This window comes from Gilliamella sp. B2887 (assembly GCF_026537015.1).
In the GTDB taxonomy this organism is placed as follows: domain Bacteria; phylum Pseudomonadota; class Gammaproteobacteria; order Enterobacterales; family Orbaceae; genus Gilliamella.
Genome location: NZ_JAFNMX010000001.1, coordinates 365,174 through 388,007 on the forward strand (window position 1 = coordinate 365,174; position 22,834 = coordinate 388,007).

At 35.1% G+C, this 22,834-nt stretch carries 20 protein-coding genes and 1 tRNA gene; 7 read left to right on the top strand and 14 right to left on the bottom strand.

Going from position 1 to position 22,834, the window contains the following annotated elements; translation table 11 throughout:
- Positions 1-15: 15 nt before the first annotated feature.
- Positions 16-744 (bottom strand): outer membrane protein, encoded by a 729-nt coding sequence (locus J3U13_RS01600; protein WP_267339647.1) that lies wholly within the window; start codon positions 742-744, stop codon positions 16-18.
- A gap of 182 nt (positions 745-926) precedes the next feature.
- Positions 927-1,002 (bottom strand) — tRNA-Asn (locus J3U13_RS01605).
- Positions 1,003-1,147: 145 nt separating this feature from the next.
- Between J3U13_RS01605 and J3U13_RS01610 the strand changes: the two genes are divergently transcribed.
- Positions 1,148-1,723, top strand: coding sequence for a TIGR00730 family Rossman fold protein (locus tag J3U13_RS01610; RefSeq protein ID WP_267339648.1), 576 nt, complete (start codon positions 1,148-1,150; stop codon positions 1,721-1,723).
- Positions 1,724-1,777: 54 nt separating this feature from the next.
- On the opposite strand, the gene fruA is transcribed toward J3U13_RS01610, so the two are convergent.
- The 11 genes from fruA to glnA form a co-directional block, all read right to left on the bottom strand.
- Positions 1,778-3,475 carry a PTS fructose transporter subunit IIBC gene (fruA, locus tag J3U13_RS01615; protein WP_267339650.1) on the bottom strand — a complete coding sequence of 566 codons (1,698 nt, stop codon included), beginning with the start codon at positions 3,473-3,475 and terminating at the stop codon, positions 1,778-1,780.
- A gap of 8 nt (positions 3,476-3,483) precedes the next feature.
- Positions 3,484-4,419: a 1-phosphofructokinase gene (gene fruK / locus J3U13_RS01620; RefSeq protein ID WP_267339651.1), complete on the bottom strand. Its 936-nt coding sequence runs from the start codon at positions 4,417-4,419 to the stop codon at positions 3,484-3,486.
- A gap of 2 nt (positions 4,420-4,421) precedes the next feature.
- Positions 4,422-5,618, bottom strand: coding sequence for a fused PTS fructose transporter subunit IIA/HPr protein (gene fruB / locus J3U13_RS01625; protein ID WP_267339653.1), 1,197 nt, complete (start codon positions 5,616-5,618; stop codon positions 4,422-4,424).
- 173 nt (positions 5,619-5,791) lie between these two features.
- Positions 5,792-6,856 (bottom strand): catabolite repressor/activator, encoded by a 1,065-nt coding sequence (gene cra, locus J3U13_RS01630; protein WP_267339655.1) that lies wholly within the window; start codon positions 6,854-6,856, stop codon positions 5,792-5,794.
- 121 nt (positions 6,857-6,977) lie between these two features.
- On the bottom strand, positions 6,978-7,733 hold the full coding sequence (locus J3U13_RS01635) for an ABC transporter ATP-binding protein (protein WP_267339656.1): 756 nt from the start codon (positions 7,731-7,733) through the stop codon (positions 6,978-6,980).
- Positions 7,730-8,701: an iron chelate uptake ABC transporter family permease subunit gene (locus tag J3U13_RS01640; protein ID WP_267339658.1), complete on the bottom strand. Its 972-nt coding sequence runs from the start codon at positions 8,699-8,701 to the stop codon at positions 7,730-7,732. The genes J3U13_RS01635 and J3U13_RS01640 overlap by 4 nt, the downstream gene beginning before the upstream one ends.
- Positions 8,691-9,650 (bottom strand): ABC transporter permease, encoded by a 960-nt coding sequence (locus J3U13_RS01645; protein WP_267339660.1) that lies wholly within the window; start codon positions 9,648-9,650, stop codon positions 8,691-8,693. Before J3U13_RS01645 ends, J3U13_RS01640 begins: the two co-directional genes overlap by 11 nt.
- 7 nt (positions 9,651-9,657) lie before the next feature.
- The gene (locus J3U13_RS01650; RefSeq protein WP_267339661.1) at positions 9,658-10,614 is read right to left on the bottom strand and encodes a siderophore ABC transporter substrate-binding protein; all 957 of its coding nucleotides are present in this window, start codon (positions 10,612-10,614) and stop codon (positions 9,658-9,660) included.
- A 167-nt stretch (positions 10,615-10,781) separates the two neighbouring features.
- Entirely contained in the window at positions 10,782-12,221 is a 1,440-nt protein-coding gene (gene glnG / locus J3U13_RS01655) for a nitrogen regulation protein NR(I) (protein ID WP_267339662.1), read from the bottom strand.
- Positions 12,222-12,235: 14 nt separating this feature from the next.
- Positions 12,236-13,282, bottom strand: coding sequence for a nitrogen regulation protein NR(II) (gene glnL, locus J3U13_RS01660; RefSeq protein WP_267339663.1), 1,047 nt, complete (start codon positions 13,280-13,282; stop codon positions 12,236-12,238).
- Positions 13,283-13,349: 67 nt separating this feature from the next.
- Positions 13,350-14,759: a glutamate--ammonia ligase gene (glnA, locus tag J3U13_RS01665; RefSeq protein ID WP_267339664.1), complete on the bottom strand. Its 1,410-nt coding sequence runs from the start codon at positions 14,757-14,759 to the stop codon at positions 13,350-13,352.
- Between the two features lie 555 nt (positions 14,760-15,314).
- Between glnA and J3U13_RS01670 the strand changes: the two genes are divergently transcribed.
- The 3 genes from J3U13_RS01670 to gpsA are packed head-to-tail and all read left to right on the top strand — an operon-like array spanning position 15,315 to position 17,307.
- Complete coding sequence (locus J3U13_RS01670) at positions 15,315-15,755, top strand: rhodanese-like domain-containing protein (protein ID WP_267339666.1); 441 nt, start codon at positions 15,315-15,317, stop codon at positions 15,753-15,755.
- A gap of 25 nt (positions 15,756-15,780) precedes the next feature.
- Positions 15,781-16,254 (top strand): protein-export chaperone SecB, encoded by a 474-nt coding sequence (gene secB / locus J3U13_RS01675; protein ID WP_267339668.1) that lies wholly within the window; start codon positions 15,781-15,783, stop codon positions 16,252-16,254.
- A 39-nt stretch (positions 16,255-16,293) separates the two neighbouring features.
- Positions 16,294-17,307 (top strand): NAD(P)H-dependent glycerol-3-phosphate dehydrogenase, encoded by a 1,014-nt coding sequence (gpsA, locus tag J3U13_RS01680; RefSeq protein WP_267339670.1) that lies wholly within the window; start codon positions 16,294-16,296, stop codon positions 17,305-17,307.
- A gap of 56 nt (positions 17,308-17,363) precedes the next feature.
- Here the strand turns inward: gpsA and J3U13_RS01685 are convergent, their stop codons facing one another.
- Positions 17,364-18,338, bottom strand: a complete 975-nt coding sequence (locus tag J3U13_RS01685) for a hypothetical protein (protein ID WP_267339671.1) — start codon at positions 18,336-18,338, stop codon at positions 17,364-17,366.
- 197 nt (positions 18,339-18,535) lie between these two features.
- Between J3U13_RS01685 and aas the strand changes: the two genes are divergently transcribed.
- The 3 genes from aas to murQ are packed head-to-tail and all read left to right on the top strand — an operon-like array spanning position 18,536 to position 22,777.
- The gene (gene aas, locus J3U13_RS01690; RefSeq protein ID WP_267339673.1) at positions 18,536-20,677 is read left to right on the top strand and encodes a bifunctional acyl-ACP--phospholipid O-acyltransferase/long-chain-fatty-acid--ACP ligase; all 2,142 of its coding nucleotides are present in this window, start codon (positions 18,536-18,538) and stop codon (positions 20,675-20,677) included.
- Between the two features lie 14 nt (positions 20,678-20,691).
- On the top strand, positions 20,692-21,879 hold the full coding sequence (gene lplT, locus J3U13_RS01695) for a lysophospholipid transporter LplT (protein WP_267339674.1): 1,188 nt from the start codon (positions 20,692-20,694) through the stop codon (positions 21,877-21,879).
- Complete coding sequence (gene murQ / locus J3U13_RS01700) at positions 21,866-22,777, top strand: N-acetylmuramic acid 6-phosphate etherase (protein WP_267339675.1); 912 nt, start codon at positions 21,866-21,868, stop codon at positions 22,775-22,777. Before lplT ends, murQ begins: the two co-directional genes overlap by 14 nt.
- Positions 22,778-22,834 lie beyond the last annotated feature (57 nt).

The window sequence follows — 22,834 nt, forward strand, 5'->3', positions numbered from 1 at the left end:
CGTTAAAATATAATATTAGAAGGTGTAACGAATACCTGCTAAGAAATCCATCGAACTTAATTTAGCGCTCGCTTTTACATTAACACCCTCAATATTGGTTTTTATAGAAGTTTTACCAGCATTAACATAACGTGCGGTAAAATCAATATCGACATTTTCGTCAATGTTATATGTTACGCCAGCAGCTACATTCCAAGCAAATTTTGTTTTAGTATCTGATATGCCAACTGAAGCTGATTCTTCAGTAAATTCACTTTTATAATATCCTGAGTATTTCTGATCCAACTTAGTGAAAGCAATACCTAGTCCAGCTCCAACAAAAGGAGTAATGGAATAATTAGTTTCAATATCATAGTATGCATTTACCATCAAAGTATTCATGCGAACTTTGTGTTTATCGCTAGTTTGAAGATAATCGTCTTCCAAATCTACATCACTATAAGCGTGACGGTATTTTTTATCTGAATTACCGCGTATTGTAAAAGATAGCTCAGTACGAAGGGGAAGTTCATAATCATATTTGAAGTTATAACCAATATTTAACGCCCCTGCGATTTTACCGTTTTTGAAAGATCCAATTTTAACCGTTTCGGACTCATCGAAATAAGACAATGTATCTTTAATGCTGTTAGCCTTCAAAATACTCGCACCTAATTGCCCCCCTAGATATATTCCTATCGTTTCAGTTTGAGCAAACGCTGGGAAACAGGCGATAGTTGCCAGAGTAATAAGTGTTTTTTTCATATTTTATTTTCCTTTCCTTTTAAATTACTTTTTTGTCATTTAATTAACGTGGCAAGTTTAAACGAGCAAATAAGATAAAGCAATAAAAAATAAGAAATTTATAAAAGCTGAAGGTAACAACTAATTATTTATATAAGATATACGATAGAGGAATGATAAAAATAAAGGGAGTGGGTTAAAATTGGCTCCTCCAACAGGACTTGAACCTGTGACATACGGATTAACAGTCCGCCGTTCTACCGACTGAACTATGGAGGAACACTCGGGATAAGATAGTAACGATCTATAATGATTATGTCAATGTGAAAAACAATATTTAAATTTAATTGCTCAGCTTGTAATCAAATCTCTTAATGGCATGCTAAAATAGATAAAATTATATGGTCAAGGTAAATAAATAGTTATGAAAAAAAATATTTGTGTGTTTTGTGGTGCAAGTGAAGGTAATCGCGCAGAATATCGTGTAGCGGCAGAACAATTAGGGGTATTAATTGCAAACCAAAATAGACGATTAATTTATGGTGGTGGAAATAAAGGTTTAATGGCTGTTATCGCCAATTCAGTTTTAGCTCATGGAGGCGAAGTTATTGGAATTATTCCAGAGCGACTAGTCAAAGCAGAAACAGCACACCATAACATTACTCGTTTAGAAATTGTTGAAAATATGCATCAACGTAAAGCACGTCTTTGTGAATTAGCCGATGGATTTATCGCTATGCCAGGAGGAACTGGTACTTTAGAAGAGGTTTTTGAAGTTTGGACTGGTATGCAGATTGGTTATCATGAAAAACCAGTTTCATTGTATAATCCAGCCAAATTTTGGGAGCCTATGATGAATTTTTTACAGCATGCTGTCGATGAAGGTTTTATTAGAGAAAGTTTTTATAAAACTTTAATTGTGTCTAATGATCCACAATCTATTCTACAAAAAATGGACGATTTTACTGCTAAAGATTTACAACGTTGGGTAAAAAAATAATTCAAAAAATAAAAAATGCCATCAATTGATGGCATTTTAGTATAAATAAATAATTTAAGCAGAAGCCGTTTCTGTGCTTAATTCAGGTTGTTTAAATACCGCATAGGCAACACCAGAAACAAGAGAACCAATTAAAATTGATAGTAAATAACCACCAACAGGCTTCACTACTCCAGGGATAGCTAAAGCGAATAATCCACCATGTGGTGTCATAAGCTGTGAACCAAATGCTAACGCTAAACCGCCTGTAATTGCCCCACCAATAATACAGCAAGGAATCACTCGTAATGGATCACGTGCCGCAAATGGAATCGCTCCTTCAGAAATAAAGCATAAACCAAGTACTAATGAAGCTTTACCACTTTCTTGTTCAGCTTTAGCAAATTTTTTACGAGCAATTAATGTAGCAATACCCATAGCCAAAGGAGGAACCATGCCACCTGCCATAACCGCCGCCATTGGTGCGTATACTTGAGCTGAAATTAAACCTGTACCAAACGCATAAGCAACTTTATTAATTGGTCCACCCATATCAGTACACATCATACCGCCTAAAAGTGCACCTAACAAAACAGCATTGGCGGTTCCCATTGATTTCAACCACCCAGTTAAGGCTTCCATTAACCATGCGATCGGCGTACCAACTATAAACTGCATGACTAAACCTGTAGCTAATGTAGCAAGTAAAGGTACAATAAGAATTGGTTTTAATGCTTCAAGTGTTTTCGGTAATGGTAAATACTTTGAGATTAACATTGCTAAGTAACCAGCAAAATAACCTATGATAATACCACCTAAGAATCCAGCACCCGTAGAGACAGCCAGCAAACCACCTACAAGTCCAGGAGCTAAGCCAGGTCTATCAGCAATAGAATAAGCAATATAACCAGCAAGTAAAGGTACCATAAGTGAGAATGCAAGCCCACCAATTTGTGCTAAATGAGATTCACCAACCAGTTTTTGTACACCATCAACCATTTCAAATGAACCAAAAGCAAACGATAAAGCGATGATTAATCCACCCGCAACAACCATTGGTAACATATAAGAGACGCCTGTTAATAGATGCTGATAGATGCCTTTCTTCTCATTACTCGATTTTGTTGTTGAAGCAGAACGTGTTGGTTGATAGATTGTCGCTTCTTCAAATGCTCTATCTAATTCTTGTGCAGTTTTTTTCAGTGCAGGACCGGTTTTAGTTCGATACATCTTTTTACCTGCAAACTTGCTTAAATCGACTTCTATATCACATGCTACAATCACAACATCAGCTGAAGCCACCTCTTCTGGTGTTAATTCATTGCCAACACCAACTGAGCCACGTGTTTCAACTTTACACCACCAACCACGTTTTTTTGCTTCTTCTTCAATCGCTTCGGCTGCCATGAAAGTATGCGCAACACCTGTTGGACAAGCAGTTACCGCAACAATACGTTTTACACCACTTCCCGATACTGAACTTGTGTCACTATGTTTAGATTGTGCGAAAATAGCAGCTTTACTTTGTGCATCTTTGAGTATTTGTTTAGGATTGGCAAAAATATCATTGAGATCACTAACTACATAAACTTTTTTTCCGATCACGGTTTTATCACTGACATCACCTGATCCGATAGCAACAGTTACCTCTGCTGATGCCACACTATCGACGATATTAAAATTTAATGAATTAGCAGCTAAAACCAATTCAGCTTTAGCTAAACGTCCATTAACAGGGCCTGCATTATTCCCCTCTATTATGTAAATATTCATGAATACTCCTATCCAGCAATTATTTCAATTTTATCCAACATATTGGTTACAGCCTGACGATCAGCAATACCAACTCCGGCTTGTCCAACAGATAACGCAGCAACACTTGAGGCGAAAACTAAGGTGTCTTTAATTGATTGACTGGTCATAAGTCCATACATTAATCCACCAACCATTGAATCACCAGCACCAACGGTACTTACTACCTGACATTTTGGTGGTTTTGCTAACCATGCTTCATGTTTAGTTACCCACAAAGCACCTTTGCTACCAAGTGAAATGACAACGTTTTCTATGCCATCATTGATAAGTTCCATAGCAGCAGCTTTTATTTCAGCTAACGTCGACAACTTGCGTCCTACAAACATTTCAAGCTCTTTGTCATTAGGTTTTATTAACCACGGTTTAGCTTTCAATCCTGCAACTAACGCATCACGGCTACTATCAAAGACCACTTTAGGACAAATTGCTTTCACTTGTTTCATCCATTCTGTGAACTTTTCCAGAGACACTCCGGCAGGCAAACTACCACTAATTGCAATCATATCAAAATTTTTTAACCATTCGAGAGAATCGGTAACAAAACTTTGCCAATCTTGCTCTGTTATAGTAAAACCAGAAAAGTTTAAATCAGTAACTTCACTATTTTCCTCAGTCAATTTAACATTAATGCGGGTACGACCCGCTATAGATTGAAATTTATCCTCAACATTAAGTGAATTAAATAGTAAATTAAAACCATCACGATTTTCTTTACCTAAAAATCCACCCAAAGTTAATTTAATACCAAGATCAGATAATACTTTAGCAACATTGATGCCTTTGCCAGCAGCAAGTAATGCATTAGTTTGAACTAAATTAACATCGCCAAGTTCTACTTTTGGACAAAAACCTAATAGATCATAAGCAGGATTTAAAGTGATAGTTGCAACACGATAAGTCATGATTAAATACCCTCACCTAAACCACTCTCAATAGCTTTTCCAATCGCATCTAGTGCTTGAACAGCATCATCACCTACTGCTGTGAATAGTAATCGACTGCCTTTTTTAGCGCCAAGAGCAACAATTTTCATTAAGCTTGTCGCACTAACAGGTTCAGCTTTACCATCAAGGTTTGCAACAGTAACTTTACTTTTAAATTCTTTCACTAATTTAACTAATACCGATGATGGGCGAGTGTGCAAGCCATTTTCATTTGGAACAATAAATTCACGAGTTAATATTGGATTATTTGTATCTGAAGTTTGTTTTGCATTGGACGATTGAGTCTCAAGTTGATTTGATACCGCAGATTGATCATTAGATACAAGCAAATCAATAATTTTATCAATATCAGCTGACAGTAAAAGATCCAATTTTTGATTAAAGGCTAAAGAAGCTAAATTATTTACTACGTTATCAATAGCATCATTCATCATCGACATGGTAATCAACAATTTAACTGGTTTACCGTCTTCATTTAGATCGCTTATTGTACGACTAATTGCAATCGCATTTTTTAGGTTACCTTCTTTGCTATCATTGAACCAAACGCCGCTACCCAAATAGTTAGGTTTATTATCCAGTACATTAGTAATAAAATTAGCATTTACTGCACTTTGTTGTTTTAAACGTGAAGCGTTTAATGCTTGTAAAGTTCCTAAACTATCCGCAGGAATATCCAATAATAAAGAAGATTCAGTTATACTAAATTGGCTATCTTCTATGCTCGATTTTCCCGTTAAAATCGCAATTGCCTCATCTGCTGATTGAATATTTTTAATGCGTTCTTCAACACCATCAGCGCTAAGTACATGTGTTAATTGACGAAGTAATTCTAAATGCTCATCAGAACTTGCTGCAATACCAATGGCTAGATAAGCTTTTTCGCCATCATCACCCCATTCAACTCCGTTAGGAAAGCAAAAAACTTGCACACCGGTTTTTTTTACTAAATGACGAGTTTTAGTTGTACCATGTGGAATAGCAAGACCAATACCCAGATAAGTTGCTGCTTGAGCTTCGCGTTCGAGCATTCCATCTACGTATCCTTCCTCAACAAATCCTGCACTTGTTAAAGCAGCAGCTACTTTTTTTATCGCCTCAGTTTTGTTAGGGGCTTGTTCATTTAAATGGATATTTTCTTTAACTAAATGAAACATATAATAAATACCTCTGGGTTGCTATGTTAAATCATCTAACATAATTCATATTATTTACTTAAATAACTTAATTGAATCGTTTCAGCAATAATGACGAGAATTATATTAATTATCAAATAAATTATCTCTATTAATAGAAAATATGTGATCTGGATCTTCTTTTTGTATAAAATTTAACAAAAAATTTTGTTAAAATGATCCTTTTTCATTAAAGTTCGATCCCGACTTAAACTGCCTCGGTAAATTAGTCGTCTAGGAATAACTGTGGTTCCTGGCTGATAATTCTCATTTTTCAAACAGTTTAATAACATTTTTATCGTCATTTTAGCAACTTCTTTATGATCTTGACAAAGTGATATAACTTTACAAGGTAAGAAATCCAATAATTCATTATCACCAAAAGTAGCAATAGTTAATGTTTCAGGTAAATGACCGAACTTTCTTAAGATTGCGTCAATAGTCCCTTGAAGCAAGGAAAAAGAGGTCGTAAAAATGCCATCAGGCAAATCATGATCTTCTAACCATTGACTAAAAGCGATATCAGCGTCGTGACGACTATAATTAGTTGCATATAAGAAATCAATTTTATTCTCATTATCATGATTACAATGATTAAGTCTAATATCATTAAATCCATCTAAACGAAGTTGACTAACCGATAGATTAGGTAAGGCTCCTAGATAAACCATAGAACCATGAACAACATCATTAAACGCTTGTGCTAAGGTTTTGGAGTCTTGTTTATCCGCACCAACTATATTTCTAAATTTAGTACTGGATAGAATTCTATCAAGAGCAAATAATGGAATTTTTGTATTTTGCCAATCGTCATAAAAAACATAATCTTTGGCGGAAACAAATGATGAGGAAATTACTAACGCATCAACTTGTCGTTGTTGAAGATGCTTAACGCACTCTTTTTCAATTTTGGGATCATCTTCTGAACATGAAAGTAATACTTGATAACCTTCTTTTCTTATTAACTGTTCTAAGTAATTAGCAATACGAGTATAACTGATGTTTTCTAAATCGGGAATAATAATGCCAATAGTATGAGTTTTACCCGCTCTAAGTCCGGCTGCAACCGCATTTGGCTGATAATCATGCTCTTTTACAACTGACATTACTTTTTCTATTGTCTGATCACTAACGCGATATTTCTTTGCTTTTCCATTAATAACGTAACTAGCCGTTGTTTTTGAAACGCCAGCTATTAGTGCAATTTCCTCTAATTTCATTATTATTATCTCGGCAAAAATATTGTCATTTATTTAACATGAATCAGAGAGAATAGTAAACAATCGTTTCTTTATTTACTTATACATATGTAATGTCTTTATTATTAGAATTAATTATCTATCAATAATAGATTGCGATATTTTGATTATGTATTTTTTCTATTTTAACGGGAGTATCAAAAATATCCTCTAAAATAGTTGAATCCATTACCTGATTTGGATTTCCCTGATAAATTAATTCTCCATTTTTCATTGCAAGAATATAGTTAGAATAGACCGAAGCAAAATTAATATCGTGAATGACAATAACAATAGTTTTCCCCAACTCATCTGCTGCACGACGTAACTGTTTCATCATTGCAACCGCATGCTTCATATCAAGATTATTTAGAGGTTCATCAAGTAATACATATTCTGTGTCTTGACAAAGAACCATTGCAACATAAGCACGTTGTCGTTGTCCTCCTGAAAGTTCATCTAAAAATCGATCTTTATATTCTGTTAAATTTAAAAATTCAAGAGCGCGATTAATATGTGCTAAATCATCTTTAGTTAATCGCCCTTTGCTATAAGGATATCGACCAAAACCTACTAACTCAGAAACAGTAAGTCTACTAGTAAAACGATTTTCTTGTCTTAATACTGAAAGATAGGTTGCAAGTTTATCACTTGGCGTATTAACCACATCCATGTTTTGAATCTTTACTAGGCCCTCATCAGCTAGTAATAATCGACTAATAATTGATAATAATGTCGATTTACCTGCACCATTTGGACCAATAATCGCTGTAATACCACCTTGTGATATTGTTGCACTCACATTTTTTAATACCGGTAAAGTTTGATATTTTTTACTAATATTATCAATTTCTATCACATTGGAACCTTTTTCAATAATAAGAAGATAAACAATGAACCACCAATAAATTCAATTACAATAGATAATGCACCTACCATATTTAAAACATGTTCTAAAAACATCTGTCCACCAACAAGAAAAATCACACCTAATAAAAAAGCTGTTGGTAATAAAAAGCGATGTTGACCGGAACCACTGATGCTATACGCTAAATTGGCAATAAGCAGACCAAGAAAAGTAAAAGGACCAACAAGTGCTGTTGATATTGAAACTAAAACCGAAACGAGTAATAAAATAATGGTGACACTTCTTTGATAATCGACACCTAGATTAATCGCATTATCACGTCCTAGAGCCAGTACATCAAACTTGAATCGCATTCGCCATAAAAAAAGACCAATTATGCTGGAAATAACTAACGAAAAGACAATTAATACGGGTTCAGCTCGAGTAAATGTTGCAAAAATTCGGCTTTGCAATACTGCAAATTCACTCGGAGCCATTAAACGTTGTAGTAAATTGGAAAAGCTACGAAACAGTGTCCCTAAAATAATCCCAATTAATAAAACTAAATGCAGATTTTGTTTAAGTTTGGTAAATAAACCTCGATACAAAAATAGAGAAAATAAAATTAACAGTAATGATTCAAAGACAAATTTACCAACAATGCCAATATAAGGAATACCTTGCGCATCAATAAAAAAGATTATCATCGTTTGAATTAACACAAACAAAGATTCAAATCCCATTATAGAAGGGGTCAAAATTCGATTATTCGTAACAGTTTGGAAAAGCAGAGTCGAAGTTGCAGCAGAAAAAGCCACTAAAATCATTGTTAAGACAATCCAAGCCCGATGGCGTAGAATGTAACTAATATTACCTTTTAAATTAAATGCCATAAATAAAACAACACAAAAAACGGCAATAATTAGTAAAAATACTATGGTTTTTCGAGTTGAAATGAGGCGTTTTTGATTAACTAGCATGACGTTTAGTACTCAACAACACTAAAAAAATAATTGCCCCTACCACACCAAGAATTACACTAACAGGTATTTCAAACGGATAGCGGATAACTCGTCCAATAATATCACAAAGTAACACTAACCCACTTCCGAACAAACATATCCAAGGGATGGTTTTACGAACGTTATCACCAAACATTAAACTGACTATGTTAGGAACAATCAAACCTAAAAATGGCAATACACCAACAACGACAACGACAATCCCACCAATAAGAGCTACCACAATAAGTCCGGTTAACATCACTTGATTATAATTAAGCCCAACATTAACAGAAAAGTCACGTCCCAGTCCCGCAACCGTAAAACGATCTGCACTCCAGCAAGCAAACAAGGTGATGCCCCCTACTAACCACAATAATTCATAACGACCTTGTAAAATACCTGAAAAATCACCGGATTCCCAACCTACAAGAGATTGCAATAAATCAAAATACATAGCAAAAAAAGTACAAATGGCACTAATTACTGCACCAAGCATCATTCCAATAAGTGGTACCATAAGGGCTGTTTTAAAAATAATTTTGCGAGAAATAAACATAAATAACACGGTACCAGCCATAGCAAACAAACTCGCTACCAACATTTTCATCATAACACTTGCGCCTGGAGCGAGTACCATCATCACTAATAAACCCAAACTAGCTGATTGAGTAGTTCCGACTAGAGATGGTTCGACAAATCGATTTTGGGTAAGGAGTTGCATTATTAAACCGGCAATGCTCATGGCACTACCCGCTAAAAGTAAAGCCACCGTTCTGGAAACGCGACTAACAAAAAAAATTTGTTGCATATTACTGTCAGACCAAAGATCGACTAACTTTACATGCCCTGCACCAATAAATAAGCTCAATGCAGTCATTGTTAATAAAAAAACAATGCCTGCAATAAAATAAACTCTTTTAGTCATGGTTTATTCAGTTAGCTGATGTTTTGTTTAAAACATCACTTATTTGGTCCATTAAACGACTATAAGTTTGAATACCACCTGAAATATACATTGATGTTGAATCTAAATAAACAATGTGATTTTGTTGCCATGCATCCGTTTTAGAAATTAATTCATTATTTAAAACTTGCTGTGCTGATTGAGCTTCTTTATTACCAATTGCATTGTCTCTATCTAGAACAAATAACCATTGAGGATTAACGCTTAGTACAAACTCAGAAGTAATCGCATTACCATGGAGCCCTGCTTCCTGAAATATGGTTGCAGGTTTAAAACCAAGTACATCAAAAATGAAGCCAAAACGTGATTTTGGTCCATAAGCAGACATTTTGCCACCATTAATCATAATAACTAAGGCTGTTCCTGCTGTGCTTGCTTTTGGACTTAACTGTTCAATTTTTTGATTAAAATCAGCAAGTAATTTTTTAGCTTCTTGTTGTTTACCAAAAATATGACCTAACTGTTCTGTACGCTGCGTTAAGCTAGCTAAGAAATTATTTGGATCGAGATCAAGCGAGATTGTCGGTGCAATGTCACTTAATTTTTTATACGCATCATTTGCACGTCCACCAGCAATAATCACATCGGGTTGGAGTGTACTTAGTACTTCGTAATTTGGTTCAAATAAAGTACCGACATTAGTATAAGCTTTGTCTGCATATTTTGATAAAAACTCTGGAAAATGTACATCTGATTGAGGAACCGCTGTAACAGGAATATTTAATGCATCGATAATATCTAATGTTGCAGTATTAAATACCACTACTTTTTTCGGATTTTCAGGAACGTCTGTTTTACCTTGGGCGTGTTCAATAACGATTGATGTTTTATTATCGGTAGGTGTATCTTTTTTATTGTCACAACCAACCAACGCAAATAAAGCGGCCAGTAATACTAAAAATTTAATTTTGATAGATGAATACATTGTAACTCCTAATTATTAGCTTAGTTCAAAAGCGCATAAATGATAAATATAATAATTATCATTTACGCCAAATTGTAACTAAAAATAAATAAGTGTTCAATGAACTTTAAACAAACAGCAAAATAATACTAAAGAATTTGATAAAAACAGCATTAGAGCATGATAAATTATTTATCATCAGATAACTCTTTAAGCTTTCTAGTCAATGTATTACGCCCCCAACCTAATAGATGGGCGGCATCTTGTTTATGCCCACGAGTAAAATTCAAGGCACAATTTAATAAAATACGCTCAACATCAGCAACGACCTTGGTTAAAATGCCAACTTTCCCTGCAAGTAATGCTTCTTTAGCCCACTGTTCGAGCTGATATTGCCATTCAATATTTATTTGTTCTTGATTACTCTGTTTAATGCTAACATCCCGACTTAAAATGTTTTTAGGCACATTTAATTGCAATAACTCTGGTGGTAAATCTTGCACAAGTATTTCTTTACTAGAAGACATAACTGTGACCCAACGGCAAGCATTCTCAAGCTGACGAACATTACCTGACCAATTAAACTTACATAAAACATCTAAGGCTTCAAGACTCAATACTTTACTTTCTACCCCCAACTCTTTTGCCGTAGTGTGTAAAAAATGTGCTGCCAGTTTTGGAATATCTTGAGCTCGCTCACGTAGTGGAGGTAATAAAATACGAATAACATTTAAACGATGAAACAGATCATCTCTAAATTTTCCTTCTCTCACTCTCGCTTCTAAATCTTGGTGAGTTGCCGCAATAATACGTACATCGACTTTGACTGGCGAATAACCACCAATACGATAAAACTGTCCATCAGCCAACACTCTTAATAATCTTGTTTGTACATCAAGTGGCATATCCCCAATTTCATCTAAAAATAATGTACCGCCATTAGCTTGTTCAAATCGTCCATGACGAATTTGAGCTGCTCCTGTAAAGGCACCTTTTTCATGCCCAAACAGTTCAGATTCAATAAGGTCTCTAGGAATTGCAGCCATATTAAGCGCGATAAATGGTGATTGCGAGCGAGGACTATGAGTATGCAGTGCTTTAGCAACAAGTTCTTTACCCGTTCCAGACTCTCCATTAATTAAAACACTTATTGAAGATTTAGATAAACGCCCAATAATACGAAACACTTCTTGCATTGCAGGTGCTTCACCAATAATACCTGTTGACGCTTTAGAGGTTGTATTATTACTATTTTTACTACTTTGAGTTTGAATTATTGCTCGCTCTACGAGTTGAATTACTTCATCAACATCAAATGGCTTAGGAATATAATCATAAGCTCCTCTTTGATATGCATTCACTGCAGCATCAAGATCTGAATGGGCTGTCATAATAATAACAGGTAAATCAGGATATTGTTCTTTAACATAATGAAGTAATGTAAAACCATCCAGCCCAGGCATTTTTATATCTGAGATTAACACTGCGGGCTTTTGTGGATTATTAACTAGAGCATCTATTGCTTCTTGACCACTTGAAAAACTAATACAGTTAAAATGAGCATTGGTTAACGCCTTTTCTAATACCCAACGAATAGAGCTATCATCATCAACAATCCAAACATTCATTTTAATTTACCTCACTACTTAATTGGCAGATAAACAGAAAACTCTGTATGCCCAGGCCAACTATTAAATTCAATTTTACCGTGATGTTGATCGACAATATTATGTGCAATTGAAAGCCCAATACCCGTACCGCCTTCATAACCACTTACCATTGGATAAAACAGTGTATCTTGTATCTGAACAGGAACACCTGGTCCATTGTCTTCAATATCTATGCGCGCACATAGACGATAACGCTGGCCATGTAAAGTAACTTGAAACGCTGTTCTTGTTCTAATTGTTATAGTTCCACTTTTAGAACCAATAGCTTGTAAAGCGTTACGAACAATATTTAAAATCACCTGCTCAATCTGCTCTGAATCATGAATGAATTCAGGCAAACTGGGATCATAATCACGTAAAATAACAACATTGAAAGGTTTTTCTAAACAAAGCAGTGCATATATTCGCTCAATTGCTTTGTGAATATTCTGTTCCTTTTGCTGCAATCGCTGTTGGGGACCAAGTAACCTATCTACAAGATTCCTTAATCTATCTGCTTGTTCAATAATTATTTGTGTATAATCTTGCAATTCATTTTTAGGTAGTTCACGTGATAATAATTGAGCGGCACCTCTAAGACCACCAAGTGGATTTTTTATTTCATGAGCAAGCCCTCTAACTAATTCTCGTGCTGCACTTTGTTGGGCTTGTTGCAATTGTTCCTGGCTCAAGCGCTTATGATTATTTAATGGAGCCATTTCTATCAATACATGACCATTTGTTAATAATTGTGCCGTTAACGATAAGATATGCAATTCATTGTTAACAACTAAATTAACTTCATTATCCGTAAAACCTTGATTTTTTTCTAATGCATTAAGCATTAATTCAATATCTAAGGAAAAATAACTCAATAAATCTGGAAAATAACTTTCTAATAATTTTTTGGAACTTTGCGCTAGTAATTGTTGTGCGGCAGTATTAGCATAAAAAATATTGAGTTTCTTATCTAATAACAAAATACTTGTGATCATCGAATCGAGAACAAGATTAGCATCAGATTCATTATCAAATGTCATCGTTGGATTTCCGTCCTCTTAAAGAAGCCACCACTAAATAGTGGTGGTTAAGATATAAAGTTTTTACTTATAGACTATAATACAATTCAAATTCAACTGGATGTGGTGTCATACGAACACGATCCACATCTTGACGTTTTAAATCGATATAAGCATCTATAGTGTCATTAGTAAATACGTTACCACGAGTTAAAAATTCACGATCTAAATTTAATGCTTCTAGTGCCTCTTCCAATGAGCCAGCCACTTGCGGAATTAATTTAGATTCTTCTGGTGGTAAATCATATAAGTTTTTATCCATCGCATCACCTGGATGAATTTTATTGATAATGCCATCTAAACCAGCCATTAACTGTGCTGCAAACGCTAAATATGGATTCGCTGATGGATCGGGAAAACGAACTTCAATACGGCGAGCTTTAGGGCTTGTAACAACAGGAATACGAATAGATGCAGAACGGTTACGAGCTGAATAAGCAAGCATAACTGGTGCTTCATAACCTGGTACTAAACGTTTATAAGAGTTAGTGGCTGGGTTAGTAAATGCATTGATTGCTTTAGCATGTTTAATAATTCCACCAATATAAAATAATGCCATTTCAGATAGACCGGCATATTTATCACCCGCAAAAAGGTTTACTCCATCTTTAGCAAGTGATTGGTGGCAATGCATACCTGAACCGTTATCACCAAATATTGGTTTTGGCATAAACGTTGCAGTTTTACCATAGGCGTGAGCAACATTTTGAACAACATATTTATAAATTTGAACTTCATCAGCTTTTTTAGTTAATGTGTTAAAACGACAAGCAATCTCGTTTTGACCTGCTGTAGCAACTTCATGGTGATGAGCTTCAACGATTAAACCAAGTTGTTCCATAATCAAGCACATTTCAGAGCGAATATCTTGTGATGAATCAACCGGTGGAAGTGGAAAATACCCCCCTTTTACACCAGGACGATGCCCTTTGTTACCTTCTTCATATTTAGTGCCTGAATTCCAAGCCGCTTCGATATCGTCAATATGAACAAAACTGCCTGACATCGGCGAACCAAAACGTACATCATCAAATAAAAAGAACTCAGGTTCTGGTCCAAAAATAACAGTGTCAGCAATACCTGATGATTTTAAGAAGTCTTCTGCACGTTTAGCTATCGAACGAGGATCACGATCATAACCTTGCAATGTAGCTGGTTCTAAAACATCACAACGTATATTTAATGTCACACTTTCAAAAAATGGGTCAATAACCGCGCTTGATGAATCTGGCATTAATACCATATCTGATTCGTTAATACCTTTCCAACCTGCAATTGATGAGCCATCAAACATTTTACCATCTTCAAAAAAATCAGTATCAATTTGGCTAACCGGAATAGTAACATGTTGCTCTTTACCCTTAGTATCAGTAAAACGTAAATCAACAAATTTCACATCATTTTCTTTAATTAGCGTTAAAACTCTTTGTATAGACATGTATCTTCTCCATTGAGGACAAATAATTGTTCAGTTTAAAAGGCATTCTTGCCGAATTGTTTATAATTATGCAAATATGATGCCATTCTTTAATCATATTGTTTTAGTGGATTTATCTTTGATGATAGTAACATAAATGCACAAATTGCACCAAATTAAAGCAATAAGCACCAAATCAACGCACCAAAATTACTCATCATTCAAAAAATTATCGTTTTAATGCCCTAAAATAGAGAAATTTTACCATATAAGTCATTATGCAAGATCCATTTCGTTTTTTAAATTGACATTTTTCTTAAGCGAATCATCTAATCACCAAACAAAAAACATGAATAATAAAGAATAATGCATAATTGGATTTTAAATAACAGCACATAACTAAAATAGGCTTATAAAAAACATAAAATTAAGATAACTTATTAAAGTTATCTAAAATCCAACCTTAAATTAATACGGTTCCATGTAAATTAAGTTTTCTCCTTTAGCTCTGTATTTCAATGCATAATACCGTTATAATCTTGCCTTATTATTAAAAAATTAGGTAATTATATAAGTATGGACTTTATAACACTCGAAATTCTACCTTTTGTAAAAAATCATCTTTTGCTTTCATTAGGTTGGATTGCACTATTTATCACAATTATTGTACTAACTATTAAAAGTAAACTATCAAAAGTTAGAGTTGTTGATAATGCTCAAGCAATCCATATGATTAACAAAGAAAATGCAGTTATTATTGATATTCGATCGGCTGATAGCTTTAAAAAAGGTCATATCACCGACGCTCATAATGTTTTGCCTATCGATATTAAAAATTCCAGTTCAAAATTAATTGAAAAATTTAAAGAAAACACCATAATTTTGATTGACGAAAATGGTTTATCATCAGCGAGTATTGGTGAAACACTTGTCAAACAAGGCTTTTTAAATGTGTCTGTATTGAAAGATGGCATTGCAGGCTGGAATGGCGAAAATTTACCACTAGTTAAAAAATAATATTATTCAAAAATAAGGTTTTATCATGACAGAACAAAATAATACACAACAACCTGAAACACAATTTGCAATTCAGCGTATTTATACTAAAGATGTTTCATTTGAAACTAATAATGTACCTGAAATTTTTACTAAACAATGGCAACCCGATATGAATTTAGAGTTAAATTCATCCTCGCAAATCTTAAATGAAGGGGTTTATGAAGTTGCATTACGTGTGACGGTCACGGTAAAACAGCAAGATGAGATTGTGTATATTTGTGAAGTGACCCAAGCCGGTATTTTTTCACTTATTGGATTTGATGAAAACCAAGTTCAACATTGTGTTGGTTCTTATTGCCCAAATATTTTGTTCCCTTACGTACGTGAAGTGATTTCTAACTTAGTAAATAAAGGATCATTCCCACAAGTAAATTTAGAACCAGTAAATTTTGAAGCACTATATATGAACTATATTCAGCAACAAGCTGAAGCTGAGTCAACCGAAACATTGCAATAGTTGTAGTGTTTAAATCAATAGAAAGTTTTTTGGATTATTATGAAAAAAAATGCTGCCGTGACAGTTATTGGAGCGGGTTCTTATGGAACGTCTTTAGCTATCTTGCTAGCTCGAAATGGCCACCCTACATTATTGTGGGGACATAACCCTGATAAAATGACTGTTTTGCAGCATGACAGGCAAAATAGGCAGTTTTTACCGGATATTCCTTTTCCTGACCAGCTTCAAATTGAAGCCGATCTAAAAACCGCAGTTGCGGCTTCACCTGTTTTATTAATTGTTGTACCAAGCCACGCTTTTGGTAGTATTTTGAAAAAAATTAAGCCGTTTTTAAGAAAAGACAACAAAATTGTTTGGGCAACAAAAGGGCTTGAAGTTGATACAGGCAGATTGTTACAAGATGTAGCTCGAGAAATTTTGGGTGATCACATTCCATTAGCGGTTATCTCTGGACCAACATTTGCCAAAGAAGTGGCTTCAGGTTCTCCAACAGCAGTAACCGTCGCATCAACTAATGAGCAATTTTTATCTGAATTGCAAAGTCTATTTCACTGTAGTAAAAGTTTTCGTGTTTATAGTAGCAAAGACTTTATAGGAGTACAGCTCGGTGGCGCAATAAAAAATGTTATTGCTATCGGCGCAGGTCTTTCAGACGGTTTAGGGTTTGGTGCTAATGCTAGAACGGCGTTAATCACCCGAGGACTCGCCGAAATGATGCGTTTAGGTGAAGTATTGGGAGCTGATCCTGCAACTTTTATGGGAATGGCAGGACTTGGCGATCTAGTTTTAACATGCACAGACAATCAATCCCGTAACCGTCGCTTTGGAATATTACTTGGTCAGAATAAATCTATTCAAGAGGCCCAAAATATCATTGCTCAAGTTGTCGAAGGTTGTAAAAACACAAAAGAGGTTTGGTCACTCGCTCAAAAGTACCATGTTGATATGCCTATTACTGAACAAATATATCAAATTTTATATGACCATAAAGATCCCAAACAAGCTGCCATGGCATTACTTGGACGCTCTAAAAAAGAAGAGTTAAAAAGCTAATCTTTTACTTAAATGTATAGTTAACCTGAAACTTTTTTACAAATTTCAGGTTTTTTTTAGATGTTTAAGCCAATACCATTTTCTTTTGCTTTAAGGTAAATGTCATAACCAACATAGACATCAAGTACTGCTGTTCCAACCGATTTAAATAAAGTAATTTGCTGCTCATTTTGACGACAAAGTTGCGGATTTAAAATTAAATCACCTAATTCTAAAAAATCATCTTTTGATACTATTTTTTGGTGAAGCGGATCAATAATATCCCCCGCTTCAGCAAACACACCTCCTTTCGTATCAAGTACTCGAATTTCGGCTTTTTCTACAATATTACTTGGGATCTCATGCATGTCTGGCATGTATGCCCCTACACCATTGATATGAGTGCCTGGCTTAACTAAATCTCCATTAAAAGTTACCTCTTTTGACGTGGTGACAGAGGTAATGATATCCGCTTGATGAATATCTTCATCAATATTGTAAGAAAAATAAAGATTAACAGAAAAATGTTCAAATCGTTTCTTCATTGCTTCGGTAAATTGTTGCCCTTTATTAGCATCAAGTCCAAAGATTGCCACATCTGTTAATGGACGAACGGTTAACATTGCTTCCAATTGTGAAGCAGCTTGTCCACCTGTACCTATCAACACTGCCCGCTTAGAATCTTTACGGGCTAAAAGATCGGTTGCAGCACCTTGCACAGCGCCCGTTCTAAGTTGGGTCACAAAAGTACCATCTAACATGGCACATACTTCACCAGTTTGTGGATCGATCATCATGACTTGAGCCGGTACAGAGGGTTTACCTAATTTGGGATTATCTGGAAATACCGAAACTATTTTAATACCGACAATATCTTGACCTTTTATATAGGCCGGCATAAACAAGCATTGTCCTTTTTGCATATCGAAATTGATACGTAATGGTACATCACTTTTTCCTTGAGTATAAATTTTTAAAGCTTGTTTATCAGCGGCTATTGCTTCTGACATAGTGTAGAATTTTTCAATATCTTTAGCTGTTAAAATGAGCATTTTGATCCCTTATTGTTCTTTACTATTTATTTACGAATTTTTGTATTTATCATCTATTTTTAGATTGAACATCACCATCTTAATACATAACAATATGTTTTATATTGTTTATTTAATAATATTTACATTTCTTGTATATTTTAATTATTTTCACTATTATTACATGGTGCAATTTTACACGATAATTGAGAATTCAGATGTTATTTAAAACATTAAAAATCTTATTAAAGATGCTATTCCATGTCAAAGTTCATGGTAATTTTAAAAATTTAGAACAAGACAGATTGCTTATCACACCCAATCACGTTTCTTTCCTTGATGGTATTCTAATCGGCGTTTTTTTACCAGTAAGACCAGTATTTGCTATCTACGCAGGTTATATCAATCATTGGTTAGTACGCTTAGCTAAACATTATGTAGACTTTGTGCCAATGGATCCCGTTAACCCAATGGCTATTAAACGCTTAGTTCGTGAAATTGAAAAAGGCCGACCTATTGTAATTTTTCCTGAAGGAAGAATTACAGTTACAGGCTCACTAATGAAAGTTTATGATGGTGCTGCTTTTGTTGCTGCCCGATCTCAAGCAACCATTGTACCTGTCTGGATTGAAGGTGCTGAATTTACCATCACCAGCCGCTTAAAAGGATTATTTAAACGCCACTTATTCCCCAAAATAGTGATTCATGTGCTTGAACCAACATCCATTCCTATGCCTAATGCACCTAAAGCTAGCGAAAGACGCTATATTGCCGGTGAAAGACTTCATCAAATAATGATGAATGCTCGAATGGGAAGTCGTCCAAAATTAACCCTTTTTGAAGCATTGCTTGAAGCTCAAGTGCGCTATGGCGTGAAATCACGAATGGTACAAGATCCTACAACTAATGAAGCATCTTATCGCAATCTCATCAAACAAATTATTGGCATTAGTTGCATCGTTTCTAAATTCACTAATAAAAAAGAACGTGTTGGAGTTCTATTACCCAATTCAACTATTACCGTTGCTACCATTTTTGGTTTATCGGTAAAAAACCGCATTCCAGCAATGCTCAATTATACTGCAGGAACAAAAGGTTTAACCTGCGCTATCACTGCAACTGAAATCAAAACTATTATCACTTCACGTAAATTCATCCAAAAAGGAAAACTCGACTATTTACTTGAAGAAATCAAAAATGTTAAATGGTATTTTTTAGAAGATTTACGTAACAGTTTAACATTTACCGATAAGCTTTATGTTACCGTTCACCAATTTATTCCGCGTTTGGTTAAACAAGATCAATCCTGTGATGACGAAGCTTTAGTACTATTTACATCAGGCTCTGAAGGTAATCCCAAAGGTGTTGTGCATAGTCATGGTAGTTTACTTGCCAATGTTGAGCAAATTCGAACCGTTATTGACCCAACGCCTGCCGACCGATTTATGTCTGCATTACCTTTATTCCATGCTTTTGGTATCACCGCTGGACTATTTTTACCAATATTTTCTGGTAGCCGTACTTTCTTATATCCCAATCCTTTACATTATCGTATGGTGCCTGAAATAATTTATGACCAAGATTGTACTGTTCTATTTGGTACACCTACTTTCTTGGCTAACTATGCCCGTTATGCGCACCCGTATGATTTTATGCGACTACGTTATGTGATCGCTGGTGCGGAAAAACTATCTGACGCAGTTCGTGAACAATGGAAAGATAAATATGGCATTCGTATTCTAGAAGGTTATGGTGTTACTGAATGCGGCCCGGTTGTATCACTGAATGTTCCAATGGCATTTAAAACTGGTACTGTAGGCCGTTTATTACCGGGTATGACAGCTAAATTAATCTCAATTCCAGGTATTTCTGATGGCGGAGAATTGCTCGTTAAGGGGCCTAATGTTATGAAAGGGTACTTACGAGTAGAAAACCCAGGTAAACTGGAAAAACCAATTGTGACCAATGAACAAGGACAATCGGAAAAAGATTGGTATGATACCGGTGACATTGTTTATATTGATAATCAAGGTTTTATAACAATCAAAGGACGAGTGAAACGATTTGCTAAAATTGCAGGTGAAATGATCTCATTAGAAAGTGTTGAAGCTCTTGCTAAAAAAGTCGATCCTCAAGCGATGCACGGTGCAACAGTAAAAAGTGATGCTGCTAAAGGAGAAGCGATTGTATTATTTACCACATCATCTGAGTTAAATCGAGAACAACTCAATCTAAAAGCTCAAGAACTGGGTATTCCTGCATTAGCTATACCGCGTGATATTCGTATTATTAAAGAGTTACCGCTTCTTGGTACAGGTAAAGTTGATTTTATGACCTTACGAAAAATGGCTGACCAATAATTTAAGGATATCTTATGAACCAACGCCCATTATTAAATAAAGGCATGGTTGCAACCATGCTAGCGCAATTTTTTTCAGCCTTTTCAGATAATGCGATCTTTTTTGCCATATTGGCGTTCATTAAAAATTTACATTATCCCGAATGGAGTCAGTCAGCATTACAGATAGGTTTTGTTGTGCCTTTCATTTTACTTTCCCCTTTTGTTGGTCAATTTGCTGATAGTATGCCCAAAGGAAAAGTGATGATGATTTCAAACGGTATAAAATTATTGGGTGCCGCTTGCGTCTGTTTAAACTTAAGTCCATTTGTAGGCTATTTCTTAGTTGGTATGGGTGCAGCCGCATACTCTCCTGCAAAATATGGAATTTTAGGAGAACTTACCAGCGGCGATAATTTAGTAAAAGCCAACGGGTTAATTGAAGCATCAACAATTGCTGCTATTTTGCTTGGGTCATTAGCTGGTGGACATATTGCCGATCTCAATGTAAGCGTGGCATTGTTTGCTTGTGTATTGATGTATGGACTTGCTGTTATCGCTAACTTTTTTATTCCTAAATTACCCGCTGCAAGAGAAAAAATTCAATGGCATTTTTTAAGTATGGTCAAAGATTTTGCTAACACGATTAACATAATATTTACTAATAAGCAAGTACTGTTTACATTATTAGGCACAAGTCTATTTTGGGGCGCGGGTATTACTTTACGCTTTTTATTGATTAGTTGGGTTCCTGTCGTTTTAGATATTTATGATAATGCAACACCGACTAATCTTAATGCTGTTGTTGCCATTGGCATTGTAATTGGTGCAGGACTGGCCAGTACATTTATTTCTATAAATAACATATTGCGATGTATTCCAGCAGGAATTATGATGGGGATTATGGTTATTACTTTTACTTTGCAAGGCAATATCATTTCATCTTATATTTTATTAGTTATCATTGGGGCTTTAGGTGGCTTCTTTTTAGTACCCCTAAATGCTTTTATCCAAAAAATAGGTAAAGAACTTGTTGGCGCAGGAAGTGTGATTTCGGTACAAAACTTAAGTGAGTATACTGCCATGATGGTAATGTTAGGGCTTTACACTTTGGCTGTTGCTCTGGATTTACCCATTATAGCAATTGGTGTTGGTTTTGGTGGTTTATTTGCCATAATAATTTTATTATTATGGTTAGGATTAAAAAAACATGCAAAAAATTAATCTTTCAGAGATGATAACCGAAAGTCGCAATCCTAATAGCGAACACATAGATAACTGTTCAACAGTAGAGATACTCAAAATTATCAATAATGAAGATAAACAAGTCGCGATAGCTGTTGAAAAAGAACTTTATAATATAGCCCAAGCTGTTGACGTTATCAGCCAAACTTTTTTAAAACAAGGTCGATTAATTTATCTTGGTGCTGGCACTTCAGGGCGATTGGGTATTTTAGATGCCAGTGAGTGTCCTCCTACTTATGGTTCGCCACCACAGCAGGTCATAGGCTTAATTGCTGGCGGCTCATCAGCTATTTTTAAAGCAGTTGAAAACGCGGAAGATGATCCTACTCAAGCTATCAGCGATTTAGCCAATATTAATTTTAGCGTTAACGATGTTTTAGTAGGTATTGCTGCAAGTGGGCGTACGCCTTATGTAATAGGAGGTATGCAATATGCAAAATCAATGGGGGCAACCGTTATTAGTTTATGTTGTAATCCTCAAGCACCAATAATTAAACTGGCGGATATCTCTATTACCCCAATTGTTGGAGCCGAAGTGATCACCGGTTCATCAAGAATGAAAGCCGGTACTGCACAAAAGTTAGTACTCAATATGCTCACTACCGCAAGCATGATCAAAATCGGCAAAGTTTACGGTAATTTAATGGTTGATGTTGAAGCAACTAATGCCAAACTCATGGAACGACAAATATCGATCGTTATGCAATCCACCGATTGTACTCGTGAAATAGCAATGGCTGCATTAAATAAATGCGATAAACATTGTAAAACAGCAATATTAATGATTCTTGCTAATATTGATGAGTTACAAGCAAAAAAAATATTGTTACAAAATAATGATTCTATTCGCAAAGCAATAAACAATCACACCGCATAAATGACTACAAAACACAAATTGGTTCACCCAATTTGTGACTCAAGTCTAATTTTTCAT

What these genes read in the sequence shown, in the direction of transcription:
- J3U13_RS01600 (WP_267339647.1), bottom strand. Translation starts at nt 744, where the DNA reads ATGAAAAAAACACTTATTACTCTGGCAACTATCGCCTGTTTCCCAGCG.
- J3U13_RS01610 (WP_267339648.1), top strand. Translation starts at nt 1,148, where the DNA reads ATGAAAAAAAATATTTGTGTGTTTTGTGGTGCAAGTGAAGGTAATCGC.
- fruA (WP_267339650.1), bottom strand. Translation starts at nt 3,475, where the DNA reads ATGAATATTTACATAATAGAGGGGAATAATGCAGGCCCTGTTAATGGA.
- fruK (WP_267339651.1), bottom strand. Translation starts at nt 4,419, where the DNA reads ATGACTTATCGTGTTGCAACTATCACTTTAAATCCTGCTTATGATCTA.
- fruB (WP_267339653.1), bottom strand. Translation starts at nt 5,618, where the DNA reads ATGTTTCATTTAGTTAAAGAAAATATCCATTTAAATGAACAAGCCCCT.
- cra (WP_267339655.1), bottom strand. Translation starts at nt 6,856, where the DNA reads ATGAAATTAGAGGAAATTGCACTAATAGCTGGCGTTTCAAAAACAACG.
- J3U13_RS01640 (WP_267339658.1), bottom strand. Translation starts at nt 8,701, where the DNA reads ATGCTAGTTAATCAAAAACGCCTCATTTCAACTCGAAAAACCATAGTA.
- J3U13_RS01645 (WP_267339660.1), bottom strand. Translation starts at nt 9,650, where the DNA reads ATGACTAAAAGAGTTTATTTTATTGCAGGCATTGTTTTTTTATTAACA.
- J3U13_RS01650 (WP_267339661.1), bottom strand. Translation starts at nt 10,614, where the DNA reads ATGTATTCATCTATCAAAATTAAATTTTTAGTATTACTGGCCGCTTTA.
- glnG (WP_267339662.1), bottom strand. Translation starts at nt 12,221, where the DNA reads ATGAATGTTTGGATTGTTGATGATGATAGCTCTATTCGTTGGGTATTA.
- glnL (WP_267339663.1), bottom strand. Translation starts at nt 13,282, where the DNA reads ATGACATTTGATAATGAATCTGATGCTAATCTTGTTCTCGATTCGATG.
- glnA (WP_267339664.1), bottom strand. Translation starts at nt 14,759, where the DNA reads ATGTCTATACAAAGAGTTTTAACGCTAATTAAAGAAAATGATGTGAAA.
- J3U13_RS01670 (WP_267339666.1), top strand. Translation starts at nt 15,315, where the DNA reads ATGGACTTTATAACACTCGAAATTCTACCTTTTGTAAAAAATCATCTT.
- secB (WP_267339668.1), top strand. Translation starts at nt 15,781, where the DNA reads ATGACAGAACAAAATAATACACAACAACCTGAAACACAATTTGCAATT.
- gpsA (WP_267339670.1), top strand. Translation starts at nt 16,294, where the DNA reads ATGAAAAAAAATGCTGCCGTGACAGTTATTGGAGCGGGTTCTTATGGA.
- J3U13_RS01685 (WP_267339671.1), bottom strand. Translation starts at nt 18,338, where the DNA reads ATGCTCATTTTAACAGCTAAAGATATTGAAAAATTCTACACTATGTCA.
- aas (WP_267339673.1), top strand. Translation starts at nt 18,536, where the DNA reads ATGTTATTTAAAACATTAAAAATCTTATTAAAGATGCTATTCCATGTC.
- lplT (WP_267339674.1), top strand. Translation starts at nt 20,692, where the DNA reads ATGAACCAACGCCCATTATTAAATAAAGGCATGGTTGCAACCATGCTA.
- murQ (WP_267339675.1), top strand. Translation starts at nt 21,866, where the DNA reads ATGCAAAAAATTAATCTTTCAGAGATGATAACCGAAAGTCGCAATCCT.